This window comes from Streptomyces albidochromogenes (assembly GCF_005981925.1).
Classification (GTDB): domain Bacteria; phylum Actinomycetota; class Actinomycetes; order Streptomycetales; family Streptomycetaceae; genus Streptomyces; species Streptomyces albidochromogenes.
Genome location: NZ_VBVX01000195.1, coordinates 1 through 12,783 on the forward strand (window position 1 = coordinate 1; position 12,783 = coordinate 12,783).

The window sequence follows — 12,783 nt, forward strand, 5'->3', positions numbered from 1 at the left end:
GCCCCCTCGCGTGCGGCAGCCGCTGTGCGAACGCGTAGTGCGAGAAGGCCCCTTGGAGCAGGGTCACCGACTTCACGTTCCGTACGCCGTCGGGCAGGCCCCGCAGCGCGAACGCGACCAGCCGCGCCCCCTGGCTGTGCCCCACCAGGTGCACCCGCACGGACGGCGACGACCGGGCGAGCTGCCCGAGCACCGGCCCGAGCCCCAGCCGGCCCACCGTCCCCGCCCGGCGCTTCATCTCGAAGTACGTCGCCTGGCGGAGCAGTTCCCTCGCCCCGCTCCAGGCCTTCCTCAGCCCGCCGCCGAGCGCCAGGCCGCGGGCGCCCGGTTCGGCGTCCGCCTCCGTGAGCGCCGCCGCGAAGCCCTGGCACACGGTGAGCGTGTCGTCGCGCAGCATCAGCGGCTCGTCCGGCGCGAACTCCTCGCCCGGCACCGGCTCCTCGTCCGACGCCGACTCCGGCCGCGTCCCCCCGTCGGACGCCCGCGCCGCAGTACTCCCGTCCCCGCCGCCGCCCTCCTGAGTCAACCGTCGTACCAGCGACCCGAACTCCTCGAACGCCGTCTGCTCCTCGGGCTGCTCCGCGAGCAGTTCGCCGAGCCGCTCCACGATCCGCTCACAGCCGGGGAACACCACCACCAGCGCCTCCCGGGTCCGCCGGTCGAGGCCGGGCTCCTGGGGCCCGGCGGCGGCACGGCCGCGGCCGAAGTCCGGTACCGGCTCGTCCGCGAACCGCATCGACGGCCATACGACGCCCGCGTAGCCGAGCCGCACGCCCGGGGAGTCCGCGAGCAGGCCGGGGAAGGGGGCGTAGAAGCGCTCGTACATCCGGGTCGCGACCGAGCGTCTGCTGTTCCAGCCGTGCGCGAACACCACCAGGTCGGTGACTTCGAGCCGCGTCAGCCGGTCGCGCTGACGTTCGTTCACGTCGCCCCGCGCGTCGAAGGCGATCTCCTGGTACGGCTCCCCACCCACATCCGTCATGGCGCACCCCTCGGGTCCGAACGGCCTGCTCACGCCTCAGCATCCCGCCGGACCGCGCGACTGGCCATACACCACGTCGGACCGAACGCCCCTCACCGGTACAGCAGGTACTCCCGGCGTACGGACCTGAACGCCGCCAGATCGGCCCGCCAGGCGCCGACCACCTCGTCCGTCCCCGCCCCGGCGTCGATCATCGTCCGTACCCGCGTGTTGCCCGTCAGCTTGTCGATCCAGTGGTCGGCCCGCCAGGCGAAGCCGCTCCAGCTCCGCTTCGCCGTGATCAGCAGCGCGATGCCGGTGCGCACCGGGTCGTACGCCTCCCGGTCGTGGACGTGCACCTGCACGCCGCCGATGGTCTTCCCCTGGAACTTGGAGAACGTCGGAGTGAAGTACGCCTCCCGGAAGTGCGCCCCCGGCAGCCCGGCCGCGTTCGCGGTCTCGGCCCACCGGCGGTCGACGCCCTCCGCGCCCAGCAGTTCGAAGGGCCGGGTCGTGCCCCGTCCCTCCGACAGGTTGGTGCCCTCGAAGAGGCAGGTGCCCGCGTACACCAGCGCCGTCTCGGGCGTCGGCATGTTGGGGCTCGGCGGCACCCACGGCAGCCCGGTCGTGTCGAAGAAGTCGCCGCGCCGCCAGCCCGACATCCGCACCGTCTCCAGCTCCACCGGCCGTGCCAGGAACTCGCCGTTGAACAGCCGCGCCAGCTCGCACACCGTCATCCCGTGGGCCTGCGCGATCGGCTCGCGCCCCACGAACGTCGCGAACGCCTTGTCCAGCACCGGCCCGAGGGGCGCCCGCCCCGTCACCGGGTTCGGCCGGTCGAGCACCACGAACCGCTTGTCCGCCAGCACGGCGGCCGCCATGCAGTCGTACAGCGTCCAGATGTACGTGTAGAAGCGCGCGCCCGCGTCCTGGATGTCGAACACCACCGTGTCCACGCCCGACGCCGTGAAGATGTCGGCCAGCGGCTGCCCGCTCTTGAGGTACGTGTCGTACACCGGCAGTCCCGTCGCCGGATCGTCGTAGCGCCCCTGCGAGCCGCCCGCCTGCGCGGTGCCCCGGAAGCCGTGCTCGGGCCCGAAGACGCCGGTGAGGTTCACCCGGTCGTCGGCGTGCATGACGTCCACGATGTGCCGTACGTCGGAGGTGACGCCCGTCGGGTTGGTGACGACACCTACCTTCTGGCCGGCGAGCGGGGCGTACCCTTCGGCGGCCAGCCGGTCGAACCCGGTGCGCACCCGCGGCCGCCCGGGACGCCCGGCGGCGGCCGGGGGCCCCGCGGCGCCGAGTGCTCCGGCGGCCCCGGCCGCTCCCGTGGCGGCCAGCAACCCGCGTCTGGACAGGCTCATCCCACTACCTCCGTGATCGGCGCCGTCTGTCATGGCCACGCACGCTAGCGCGCGCGACGGCCGGGGGGAACGAGCCGCGCAAGGCGGGTCGGCGGTGTTCCACCCCTTCCGCTGCTCCATACCGACCGGTTAGTCTGCCGAGGTCGGCGGCAGGATCGGCAGGAGAGGCGGGCCTCAAGGATGAGCCAGTTCCAGGACGCGGGAGTCGTCGTCACCGGTGCGGGAGGCGGCATAGGAGCCGCCCTCGCCCGGAGATTCGCGGCAGAGGGAGCGCGTGTCGTCGTCAACGACCTCGACGCGCGCAGGGTCAAGGCGATCGCCGACGAGACCGGCGCGACCGCCGTCGCGGGCGACGCCTCCGCAATCGTCGAGGAGGCCCGCGAGGCACTCGGCGGCCGGATCGACGTGTACTGCGCCAACGCCGGCCTCGCCTCTCCCGGCGACGCCTTCGCCGACGAGGCGGTCTGGGCCGCCGCCTGGGACGTCAACGTCATGGCGCACGTCAGGGCGGCCCGGGCGCTGCTCCCCGACTGGCTGGAGCGCGGCAGCGGCCGGTTCGTCTCCACCGTCTCGGCGGCCGGTCTGCTCACCATGGTCGGCGCGGCGCCGTACAGCGTCACCAAGCACGGCGCGCTGGCCTTCGCGGAGTGGCTCTCCCTGACGTACCGCCACCGGGGGGTCAAGGTCCACGCGATCTGCCCGCAAGGGGTGCGCACCGACATGCTGACGGCCGCGGGCTCGGCCGGCGAACTGGTTCTCGCGCCCACCGCCATCGAGCCGGAGGACGTCGCGGACGCGCTCTTCGGCGGCATGTCGGCGGACCGCTTCCTGATCCTGCCGCACCCCGAGGTCGCCGGGTACTACCAGGCGCGCGCCGGCAGCCCCGACCGCTGGCTGGCCGGCATGAACCACCTCCAGCAGAAGTGGGAGGAGACGGGCCGATGAGCGAGCCGACCACGCAGTCCCCGACCGGGCGGAACGAGGCACCCGCTACGGAGCTGAGCTACGCCGCCAAACCCTGGCTGGCCCAGCTCACCGACGCCCAGCGGGCTCCCGTCGACCCGCCCGCCACCCTGCTGCACGCCTTCCGCGACGCGGTGGCCCGGGCGCCGGAGCACCCCGCGCTCGCCTACTTCGACGGCCGCCTCAGCTACCGAGAGACCGACGCGCTGTCGGACTCGGTCGCGGGCCACCTGGCGGCGAAGGGCCTGCGGCACGGCGACCGGGTCGCCGTCATGCTCCAGAACAGCCCGCACTTCGTGATCGCCCTGCTCGGCGCCTGGAAGGCCGGGGCCGTCGTCGTACCGCTCAACCCGATGTACAAGTCGGCAGAGGTCGGCCACGCGCTCGGCGACGCCGAGGCGAGCGCGCTGGTCTGCTCCGACCGGGCGTGGGAGGCGTATCTGCGCGAGACCGCCGCCGCCTCGCCCGTACGGATCGCCCTCACCGCCTGCGAACTCGACCTCCAGAGCCGCGACGACACGCGCGTGCTGAACTTCGAGCGGGCGGCCCCCGCCTCCGACGCGGACGACCTGGTGACCGTCGCCCGCCAGGGCCTCGCGGCCCCGGCGGACCGGGAGCTCACCGCCACCGACGTGGCGCTGATCAGCTACACCTCGGGCACCAGCGGCACGCCCAAGGGCGCCATGAACCTGCACGGCGGGATCATGCACAACGCGGAGCGCCAGCGCACCGGCCACCCGATCGCCGAGGGCTCCACGTACTTCGCCCTGGCGCCCCTCTTCCACATCACCGGCATGGTGTGCGAGCTCGCCGCCTGCGTCGCCAACGCCGGCACGCTCGCCCTCGCGTACCGCTTCCACCCGGGCGTCGTCCTCGACGCGTTCACCGAGCACCGCCCCGCCTACACCGTCGGCCCGTCCACGGCCTTCATGGCGCTCGCCGCCACTCCCGGCGTCACCCGCGACCACTTCGCGTCCTTCGAGGTCATCTCGTCGGGCGGCGCGCCGGTGCCGCCGGCGCTGGTCGAGAAGTTCCGGGCGGGCTTCGGCCCGTACATCCGCAACGGCTACGGCCTCACCGAGTGCACCGCGCCCTGCGCGTCCGTGCCGCCCGAGAAGGAGGCCCCGGTCGACCCGGCCTCGGGAACGCTCTCCGTCGGTGTGCCGGGCCCGGACACGGTCGTGCGCATCGTCGACGAGACGGGCGCGGACGTGCCCTTCGGCGAGCAGGGCGAGATCGCCGTCAGCGGCCCGCAGGTGGTGCCCGGCTACTGGCGCCGCCCGGAGGCGAGCGCCGAGGCGTTCCCCGGCGGGGAACTGCGCACCGGCGACATCGGCTTCATGGACGAGGGCGGCTGGCTCTACGTCGTCGACCGCAAGAAGGACATGATCAACGCGTCGGGCTTCAAGGTCTGGCCGCGCGAGGTCGAGGACGTCCTCTACACCCACCCGGCGGTGCGCGAGGCGGCCGTCGTCGGCATCCCCGACGCGTACCGGGGCGAGAGCGTCAAGGCGTACGTCAGCGTGCGTCCCGGAGCCGAGGTGGCGCCGGCGGACCTCTCGGCGTACTGCGAGGAGCGGCTGGCCGCGTACAAGTATCCGCGCGAAGTGGAGATCCTGCCCGAACTTCCCAAGACGACGAGTGGGAAGATCCTCAGGCGGGAACTGCGTTCCCGTCCCTGAACTCCCAACCGGTTGTTTCGACGAAAGGCAGGTGGCGGCAATGGCCAGGACGACGGACGGAAGCGGCATTCCCGTCCCCCAGAGGCTGCTGGCCGCCGCCACCCGCCTGTTCGCCGAGCGCGGCTACGACCGCACGTCGGTGCAGGAGATCGTCGAGGCGGCGGGCGTCACCAAGGGCGCGCTCTACCACTACTTCGGCTCCAAGGACGACCTGCTGCACGAGGTGTACGCCCGGGTCCTGCGGCTCCAGCAGGAGCGGCTCGACGCGTTCGCCGGCGCGGACGCGCCGGTGGAGAAGCGGCTGCGGGACGCGGCGGCCGACGTGGTGGTCACGACCATCGACAACCTCGACGACGCGTCGATCTTCTTCCGGTCCATGCACCACCTGAGCCCGGAGAAGGACAAGCAGGTACGGGCCGAGCGGCGGCGCTACCACGAGCGGTTCCGGGCACTGGTGGAGGAGGGGCAGCGCGAGGGCGTCTTCTCGACCGCCACCCCGGCCGACCTGGTGGTGGACTACCACTTCGGGTCGGTCCACCACCTGTCGACCTGGTACCGCCCCGACGGCCCGCTCACCCCCCAGCAGGTGGCCGGCCACCTGGCGGACCTGCTGCTGCGGGCGCTGCGGCCGTAGGGGTGGGCGGCGCGCCCGCGCCGCCCACCCCCGCCCGCGCTACACGTACCGCTTGAGCTCCCGGCGCGCCAGCGACCGCTGGTGGACCTCGTCCGGGCCGTCCGCCAGCTTCAGCGTCCGCGCCCCCGCCCACAGCTCCGCCAGCGGGAAGTCCTGGCTGACGCCGCCCGCGCCGTGCAGCTGCACCGCCTTGTCGATGATGTCGACGACCGCACGCGGCGTGGCGATCTTGATGGCCTGGATCTCCGTGTGCGCCCCGCGGTTGCCCACGGTGTCCATCAGCCACGCCGTCTTGAGCACGAGCAGCCGCAACTGCTCGACCGCCACTCGCGCGTCCGCGATCCAGGTGTGCACCACACCGTGCTGGGCGAGCGGCTTGCCGAAGGCCGTACGCCCGACCGCCCGCCGGCACATCAGCTCGATCGCCCGCTCCGCCATGCCGATCAGCCGCATGCAGTGATGGATCCGGCCCGGCCCGAGCCGCGCCTGGGCGATGGCGAAACCGCCGCCCTCCTCGCCGACCAGGGCCGACGCCGGCACCCGCGCCCCGTGGAAGACGACCTCCGCGTGGCCTCCGTGGGAGTGGTCCTCGTAGCCGTACACCTGCATCGCGCGCCGGATCTCGACCCCCGGCGTGTCCCGCGGCACCAGGATCATCGACTGCTGGCGGCGGACGTCCGCGCCGTCCGGGTCGGTCTTGCCCATGACGATGAAGATCTTGCAGTCCGGGTTCATCGCCCCGGAGATGTACCACTTGCGCCCGGTGACGACGTACTCGCTCCCGTCGGCGGACCGCTCGATCCGGGTCTCGATGTTCGTCGCGTCCGACGACGCCACCTCCGGCTCCGTCATCGCGAACGCGGACCGGATCTCACCGGCGAGCAGCGGCTCCAGCCACTGCTTCTTCTGCTCGTCGGACGCGAACTGCGCCAGCAGCTCCATGTTCCCGGTGTCCGGCGCCGCGCAGTTCAGCGCGGTGGGCGCGAGGTGCGGGCTGCGGCCGGTGATCTCGGCGAGCGGCGCGTACTGGAGGTTGGTGAGGCCGGCGCCGTACTCCGCGTCCGGCAGGAACAGGTTCCACAGGCCCTGCCTGCGGGCCTCCGCCTTGAGGTCCTCCACGACCTCGGGGGTGTCCCACGGCGAGGCGAGCCGCTCGCGCTGCTCGTGCGCGACGGCCTCGGCCGGGTACACGAACTCGTCCATGAAGGCGAGGAGCTTGGTGCGGAGCTCTTCGGTCCGGGCGTCGTATGCGAAATCCATGGCGGGTCTCAGCCTTCCTGAAGGGTGGTCAGGCCGTGCTCGATGAACACGGGCACGAGGTCGCCGATCCGGTCGAAGCCGGCGCCGACGGTCTGCCCGAGCGTGTAGCGGTAGTGGATGCCTTCGAGGATCACGGCGAGCTTGAACCAGGCGAACGCCGTGTACCAGGCGATGGCGGAGGTGTCCCGGCCGGACCCGGCGGCGTACCGCTCGACGATCTCGCTCGCCGACGGATGGCCCGGCGCGCCGGCCGTCGTGGAGACCGGGGAGTCGGGCAGTCCCAGCTCGGAGCTGTACATGACCAGCAGCCCGAGGTCGGTGAGCGGGTCGCCCAGCGTCGACATCTCCCAGTCGAGGATCGCCCGGATCCGGTCGCCGTCGCCGCCGATCAGGACGTTGTCGAGCCGGTAGTCGCCGTGCACGACCGTCGGCCTCGGAGAGTCGGGCAGGGAGCGCCCGAGCGCGGCGTGCAGCTCGTCGATGCCCGCCAGCTCGCGGTTGCGGGAGGCGTCGAGCTGCTTGCCCCAGCGGCGCAGCTGCCGGTCCAGGAAGCCATCGGGGCGGCCGAAGTCGCCCAGGCCGACCGCCTCGGGGTCCACGGCGTGCAGCGTCACCAAGGTGTCGACGAGGCCGAACACGGCCGCGCGGGTGCGCTCGGCGCCGAGCGCGGCCAGCTCGTCGGCCGTGCGGTACGGGACGCCGTCCACGAACTCCATGACGTAGAACGGCGATCCGATCACCGACTCGTCCTCGCACAGCAGCAGCGGTCCGGGCACCGGCACGTCGGTCGGGTGCAGCGCGCTGATCACCCGGAACTCGCGCTTCATGTCGTGCGCGGTCGCCAGTACGTGGCCGAGCGGCGGCCGCCGCACCACCCACCGGGACGTGCCGTCCGTGACGGCGTACGTCAGGTTCGAGCGGCCGCCCTCGATGAGCCGGGCGCTGAGCGGTCCGCTCACCAGCCCCGGCCGCGCGCGGTCGAGATGGGCGCGCAACCGCTCGGGATCGATACCTGGCGGGTGGACAGCACTCATGGGGGCACCTCCGAGGGCGGGCAGGACGTCGCGTCTCATCATGCCGACCAGTCGGTATGCCGTCCAGTGGGCCGACGTGACCCGAGACGTGGATCACGCGTGGCAGGCGACCGGCTTCCCGCCGTTCATGACCGCCATGTCGCCGAAGACGAGCAGCGGGTCGAGCGGCGAGCCCTCCGGCAGGCCGTCCAGTTCGGCGTACGCGCGGTGCAGGTTGGCGACGAGCCGCTCGCTCTCGCGCAGGCCGCCGAAGGCCCCGGGGCCGGCTTCCCGGGCGGCCTCCAGGGGCGTGAGGCCCTTGGCGTGCCCGGCCTCGGCGACCTCGGCGACGTACCGCAGGTAGCTCTCGGTCGCGTCGTACGCCGACGGGTCGGTGACCGGGCCGTGGCCGGGCACCACGGTGTCCGCGCCGAGCGAGCGGAGCAGGTCGAGGGCGCGCAGCGACCCGCTCAGCGATCCCATGGGGAGGAACGGGGTGCCGCCCTGGAAGACCAGGTCGCCGGTGAAGACGACGCCGTGTTCCGGCAGGTGGACGATCGAATCGCCGGTGGTGTGGGCGACGCCCGGGTGGATCAGCCGCACCTCGGTGCCGCCCGCGTGCAGGGTCAGCCGCTCGCTGTACGTGAGGGTGGGGGCGGCGACGGTGATGTCGCCGAAGTCGTTGTCCGGCCATACGAGGTGCAGCTGGAGGCCGGCGGCGAGCGCTTCGGCCCGGCAGGTGTCGTGCCCGACGACCGTGGCCCCGGGCACGAAGACGCTGTTGCCGTAGGTGTGGTCGCCGTGGTGGTGGGTGTTGACGACGGTGCGGGGGAGCGGCGCGCCCGTCGCCAGGAGCGCTTCGCGCAGGGCGTGCGCGCGGCGCTCGGTGGCCGCGGTGTCGACGAGGAGGGTCGAGACGCCGTCGCTGACGAACCCGGCGTTGTTCAGGCACCATCCGCCGTCCGGCTGGATGTACGCGTGCACGGCGGGCGCGAGCTGGACGAGGTACGGGTCCGTGGCGGGCACTGGGATTCCCCCGGGTCGGGTGTCGGGTCGTTCGGCGTCCGAACGGGTCGGCACGAGCCTGCCAGCCGGCGCCCGCCCGGGGGAAGGGAGGCCAGGTACCGGAACCTCAGTGGTCGTCCCAGTGGCCGTCGTGGGCGGCGTGGCGGTGGCCGTCGTGGACGTAGTCGAGGTGGTCGCCGTGCCGGACGGCGGTGTGGCCGCAGTCCTGCCCGTGCTCGTGGGCGTGGCCGCCGTGCGCGCGGTGGTCCGCGGACTCGCACTCGTCCCAGTGTCCGGAGTGCTCCCGGTGCAGGTGCCCGTCGTGTGCGTAGTCGGTGTGGTCGCCGTGCGGCACTGCGGTGTGCCCGCAGGCCGGACCGTGCGCGTGCTCGTGGGTGGCGTGCTCCTGGTGCAGGGTGCTCATGTACGTTCACCTCTGGTGCGATTCCGGATACTTCACGGTATTTCCAGGCTAGCCCCGGGGAGCCGCTCCGGCCGTCTTCCGGCCGCGCGCCGCGGCACGTCCGTCCCGTGTACCACCGGACGCCGGCACCCCGCCCGGAGCCCGGCGCGCCCGGGTCACACGACGATCGCCACGGCGAAGGCGGCGAGGGCGATCGTGCAGAGCGTCGCGGTGAGCGCGGCCCGGACCGGCATCGGCGCGGGCCGGGGGGCGCCGCCGAGGGTCCTGATGCGGTGGTGGGCGACCCGCAGGAAACCGAGCCAGACGAGCAGGCAGAGCGCGGCGGCGATCAGCCCGGCCGGGCCGGTCTCGTCGTGGACCGCCTGCTTCGCCGCCAGGACCGCCACCACCGTGCAGGCCAGCGTGGTCCTGCGCCAGGCCAGCCGGGTCCGTTCCGGCTGCAGGCCGGGGTCCCGCTCCTGAACGGCCTCGGCCGGTCCGGTCAACGGCCGCCCTCCCAGCCGAAGAGGACGACCACCACCATGACGACGGCGACGACCGCGACCACGAGGGAGAGCACCGTCGGGAAACGGGTCACGGGCAGGTCCTCGCCGCGCCGCATGGCCCGCTCGCAGCGCACCCAGTGGTTGACCGCCCGCAGCGCGCACAGCACACCGGCCGCCAGCAGCCCGAGCGCCATCCCGGCGCGCACGCCCCACGCCAGTCCGGGCAGGAACTGGTCGACCGCGAAGCCGCCGCCGATGAGCGCCAGCGCCGTACGGATCCAGGCCAGGAACGTGCGCTCGTTGGCCAGCGAGAAGCGGTAGTCGGGGGTCTCGCCCTCTTCCCGGACGCGCTGCGGCGCGAACCAGAGCCGCAGCCCCCGTACGAACTCGGTCACCCGCCGCACCCTACCGGCCCGGTTGCCGGTGGCCGCGCCTACGCTGCGGAGCATGGACGACGTGGTGCGTGGACGACGTGGTGCGCCTCCCCGCGTACCAGACGCGGAACGAGCTGGTCGCGGCCGCGAGGACCCGGCGTTCCGGCTCGCGCACCTGTGGCGGACCGCGGGAGCCCTCGAGGAGACGGCCGAGCGCCCCCGTACGGTCCCGCTCGCCCGGGGCGTCACCGACGCGCAGGCGCGGGCCCTCGCGGACGCGCCGGCGGGGCGGACCGCGAGGGCGTGATCAGGCCGGCCCGGGTTCCGGGGACCCCGAACCCTCGAACGCGCGCAGCCGCTCCCAGGCCGCCAGGCCGTCCGGCACCCACTGCCACGCGCCGTCGCGGAGCCGGTGCTCCAGTTCGGCGGCGGTGAGGAAGGCGTGCCAGGCGACCTCCTCCGGCTGCGGGCGCACCGGCGGCTCGCAGCGCACCTCGTAGACGTACGACCACCAGGACCGCGCCCCGTCCGGGCTCTCGTACAGGAACTTGAACCGGGGCACGGGCGCCGGCAGCCCGGACACGCCGAGCTCCTCCGTCGCCTCCCGCAGCGCGGCCTCGTCGTACGACTCGCCGGCGCCCACGACCCCGCCGACGAACATGTCGTACAGCGAGGGGAAGACCAGCTTCACCGGCGTCCGGCGATGCACGAAGTACCGGCCCTCGCCGTCCCGCGCCAGGACGAAGACGCAGCGGTGGCGCAGGCCCCGTGCGTACACCTCGCCGCGCGGGGCCTGCCCGACCACCTCGTCGTTGTCGTCGACGACGTCCAGGATCTCGTCCGCGGGAGTCATGCGGTCCATCCAACCCCATCGGGCCCGGCGGTTGACGCCCCGCCCGCCGCTGCCGAAGATCTGACGCACGGGTAACTTCTCGCCCCACCCGCCACCGGCAAGGACGGAAATCCATGGCGTACGACGCTGACGTGATCGTGATCGGGGCGGGCCTCGCGGGCCTCGCGGCCACCGCTGAACTCGTCGACGCGGGCCGCAGGGTGATCCTGCTCGACCAGGAACCCGAGCAGTCCGTCGGCGGTCAGGCCCACTGGTCCTTCGGCGGCCTCTTCTTCGTCGACTCGCCCGAACAGCGCCGCATGCGCATCAAGGACAGCCACGCGCTCGCCCTCCAGGACTGGTACGGCACGGCGGGCTTCGACCGCGCGGAGGACCACTGGCCGCGCAAGTGGGCCGAGGCGTACGTCGACTTCGCGGCCGGCGAGAAGCGGGCGTGGCTGCACGGGCAGGGCGTGCGCTTCTTCCCGGTCGTCGGATGGGCCGAGCGCGGCGGTTACGACGCCACCGGGCACGGCAACTCCGTACCCCGCTTCCACATCACCTGGGGCACCGGCCCCGGCCTCGTCGCCCCGTTCGAGCGCCGGGTGCGCGAGGGCGTGGCACGCGGACTGGTCCAGCTGAGATTCCGCCACCGGGTCACCGGGCTCGACCGAAGCGCGGGCTCCGTGGACACCGTCACCGGCGAGATCCTCCAGCCCTCGGACGCCGAGCGCGGGGCTGCCAGCAGCCGCGAGGTGACGGGGTCGTTCACGTACCGGGCCCAGGCGGTGATCGTCACCTCGGGCGGCATCGGCGGCAACCACGCCCTCGTACGCGCCAACTGGCCGGAGCGGCTCGGCGCCCCGCCCGCCTCGATGCTCTCCGGCGTGCCCGCACACGTCGACGGCCTGATGCTCGGCGTCACGGAGGCGGCGGGCGGCCGCATGATCAACCGCGACCGGATGTGGCACTACACCGAGGGCATCCAGAACTGGGACCCGATCTGGGCCAAGCACGGCATCCGCATCCTGCCCGGCCCCTCGTCGCTGTGGCTCGACGCCCGCGGCAAACGCCTGCCGGTGCCGCTCTTCCCCGGCTTCGACACACTGGGCACGCTCGACCACATCATGCGGACGGGGTACGACTACACCTGGTTCGTCCTCGACCAGAAGATCATCGGCAAGGAGTTCGCGCTGTCGGGTTCCGAGCAGAACCCGGACCTCACGGGCAAGTCCGTGCGCGGCGTGCTGGGCCGCGCGCGGGCCGATGTTCCCGGCCCGGTGCGGGCGTTCATGGACAAGGGCGCGGACTTCGTCGTCGAAAAGGACCTCGCGTCACTGGTGCGCGGCATGAACGCGCTCACCGATGAGCCCTTGATCGACGAGGCGGAACTGCGCCGGGAGATCACCGCGCGGGACCGGGAGATCACCAACACCTTCACCAAGGACCTTCAGGTCATGGCGATCCGCGGCGCCCGCAACTACCTGGGCGACAAGCTGATCCGCACGGCCGCGCCGCACCGCCTGCTCGACCCCCAGGCGGGCCCGCTCATCGCCGTACGCCTGCACATCCTCACCCGCAAGTCGCTCGGCGGCCTGGAGACCGACCTGTCGTCGCGCGCTCGGAGAAGTCGGTGAACTCTTCGTGATCGAGTTCCAGCTCGCCCGCGGCGATGCGGTCGAACGTGGCGGCGCGCTCGGCGTTGGCGTTGCGCCACTCCTGGAACTGCTTGTCCCAGGCGGCGTGCGCCTCGCGGCCGCGCTCGGCGGCCTTGCGGACGTGC

General features: G+C 73.1%; 13 protein-coding genes and 1 pseudogene. 5 read left to right on the forward strand and 9 right to left on the reverse strand.

What is annotated here, in order from left to right; translation table 11 throughout:
- Together E2E34_RS22820 and E2E34_RS22825 are read right to left on the reverse strand one after the other, a co-directional pair.
- On the reverse strand, positions 1-982 hold a 982-nt coding region (locus tag E2E34_RS22820), incomplete at its 3' end, for a serine-threonine protein kinase (protein ID WP_138903785.1).
- Positions 983-1,074: 92 nt separating this feature from the next.
- Complete coding sequence (locus E2E34_RS22825) at positions 1,075-2,328, reverse strand: exo-beta-N-acetylmuramidase NamZ family protein (protein WP_138903786.1); 1,254 nt, start codon at positions 2,326-2,328, stop codon at positions 1,075-1,077.
- A gap of 180 nt (positions 2,329-2,508) precedes the next feature.
- On the opposite strand from E2E34_RS22825, the gene E2E34_RS22830 reads away from it, so the two are divergent.
- From E2E34_RS22830 to E2E34_RS22840, 3 genes are read left to right on the forward strand one after another with little or no spacing between them, the layout of a single operon-like run.
- A complete protein-coding gene (locus tag E2E34_RS22830; protein WP_138903787.1) occupies positions 2,509-3,273 on the forward strand; it encodes an SDR family oxidoreductase in 765 nt (254 codons plus the stop codon).
- On the forward strand, positions 3,270-4,973 hold the full coding sequence (locus E2E34_RS22835; protein ID WP_138903788.1) for a class I adenylate-forming enzyme family protein: 1,704 nt from the start codon (positions 3,270-3,272) through the stop codon (positions 4,971-4,973). Before E2E34_RS22830 ends, E2E34_RS22835 begins: the two co-directional genes overlap by 4 nt.
- A 40-nt stretch (positions 4,974-5,013) precedes the next feature.
- Positions 5,014-5,607 (forward strand): TetR/AcrR family transcriptional regulator, encoded by a 594-nt coding sequence (locus E2E34_RS22840; RefSeq protein ID WP_138903789.1) that lies wholly within the window; start codon positions 5,014-5,016, stop codon positions 5,605-5,607.
- Between the two features lie 39 nt (positions 5,608-5,646).
- On the opposite strand, the gene E2E34_RS22845 is transcribed toward E2E34_RS22840, so the two are convergent.
- The 6 genes from E2E34_RS22845 to E2E34_RS22870 form a co-directional block, all read right to left on the reverse strand.
- A complete protein-coding gene (locus E2E34_RS22845) occupies positions 5,647-6,867 on the reverse strand; it encodes an acyl-CoA dehydrogenase family protein (RefSeq protein ID WP_138903790.1) in 1,221 nt (406 codons plus the stop codon).
- 8 nt (positions 6,868-6,875) lie between these two features.
- The gene (locus E2E34_RS22850) at positions 6,876-7,901 is read right to left on the reverse strand and encodes a phosphotransferase family protein (protein ID WP_138903791.1); all 1,026 of its coding nucleotides are present in this window, start codon (positions 7,899-7,901) and stop codon (positions 6,876-6,878) included.
- Positions 7,902-7,994: 93 nt separating this feature from the next.
- Entirely contained in the window at positions 7,995-8,906 is a 912-nt protein-coding gene (locus E2E34_RS22855; protein ID WP_138903792.1) for an MBL fold metallo-hydrolase, read from the reverse strand.
- Positions 8,907-9,012: 106 nt separating this feature from the next.
- Complete coding sequence (locus E2E34_RS22860; protein ID WP_138903793.1) at positions 9,013-9,309, reverse strand: hypothetical protein; 297 nt, start codon at positions 9,307-9,309, stop codon at positions 9,013-9,015.
- A gap of 155 nt (positions 9,310-9,464) precedes the next feature.
- Complete coding sequence (locus tag E2E34_RS22865; protein WP_138903794.1) at positions 9,465-9,794, reverse strand: DUF202 domain-containing protein; 330 nt, start codon at positions 9,792-9,794, stop codon at positions 9,465-9,467.
- The gene (locus E2E34_RS22870) at positions 9,791-10,189 is read right to left on the reverse strand and encodes a YidH family protein (RefSeq protein WP_138903798.1); all 399 of its coding nucleotides are present in this window, start codon (positions 10,187-10,189) and stop codon (positions 9,791-9,793) included. The genes E2E34_RS22865 and E2E34_RS22870 overlap by 4 nt, the downstream gene beginning before the upstream one ends.
- Positions 10,190-10,241: 52 nt before the next feature.
- Here E2E34_RS22870 and E2E34_RS22875 point away from each other — a divergent pair, with 52 nt between their 5' ends.
- Positions 10,242-10,475 carry a hypothetical protein gene (locus E2E34_RS22875; RefSeq protein ID WP_138903795.1) on the forward strand — a complete coding sequence of 78 codons (234 nt, stop codon included), beginning with the start codon at positions 10,242-10,244 and terminating at the stop codon, positions 10,473-10,475.
- Here E2E34_RS22875 and E2E34_RS22880 read toward each other — a convergent pair whose 3' ends face one another.
- Complete coding sequence (locus E2E34_RS22880; RefSeq protein WP_138903796.1) at positions 10,476-11,021, reverse strand: NUDIX hydrolase; 546 nt, start codon at positions 11,019-11,021, stop codon at positions 10,476-10,478.
- 113 nt (positions 11,022-11,134) lie between these two features.
- Between E2E34_RS22880 and E2E34_RS22885 the strand changes: the two are divergent.
- A pseudogene (locus E2E34_RS22885) lies at positions 11,135-12,619 on the forward strand (FAD-binding dehydrogenase); the annotation flags it as partial.
- Positions 12,620-12,783 lie beyond the last annotated feature (164 nt).

Bases quoted from the DNA above. Each gene is read 5' to 3' on its own strand.
- E2E34_RS22825 (WP_138903786.1), bottom strand. From the start codon at position 2,328: ATGAGCCTGTCCAGACGCGGGTTGCTGGCCGCCACGGGAGCGGCCGGG.
- E2E34_RS22830 (WP_138903787.1), top strand. From the start codon at position 2,509: ATGAGCCAGTTCCAGGACGCGGGAGTCGTCGTCACCGGTGCGGGAGGC.
- E2E34_RS22835 (WP_138903788.1), top strand. From the start codon at position 3,270: ATGAGCGAGCCGACCACGCAGTCCCCGACCGGGCGGAACGAGGCACCC.
- E2E34_RS22840 (WP_138903789.1), top strand. From the start codon at position 5,014: ATGGCCAGGACGACGGACGGAAGCGGCATTCCCGTCCCCCAGAGGCTG.
- E2E34_RS22845 (WP_138903790.1), bottom strand. From the start codon at position 6,867: ATGGATTTCGCATACGACGCCCGGACCGAAGAGCTCCGCACCAAGCTC.
- E2E34_RS22850 (WP_138903791.1), bottom strand. From the start codon at position 7,901: ATGAGTGCTGTCCACCCGCCAGGTATCGATCCCGAGCGGTTGCGCGCC.
- E2E34_RS22860 (WP_138903793.1), bottom strand. From the start codon at position 9,309: ATGAGCACCCTGCACCAGGAGCACGCCACCCACGAGCACGCGCACGGT.
- E2E34_RS22875 (WP_138903795.1), top strand. From the start codon at position 10,242: ATGGACGACGTGGTGCGTGGACGACGTGGTGCGCCTCCCCGCGTACCA.
- E2E34_RS22880 (WP_138903796.1), bottom strand. From the start codon at position 11,021: ATGACTCCCGCGGACGAGATCCTGGACGTCGTCGACGACAACGACGAG.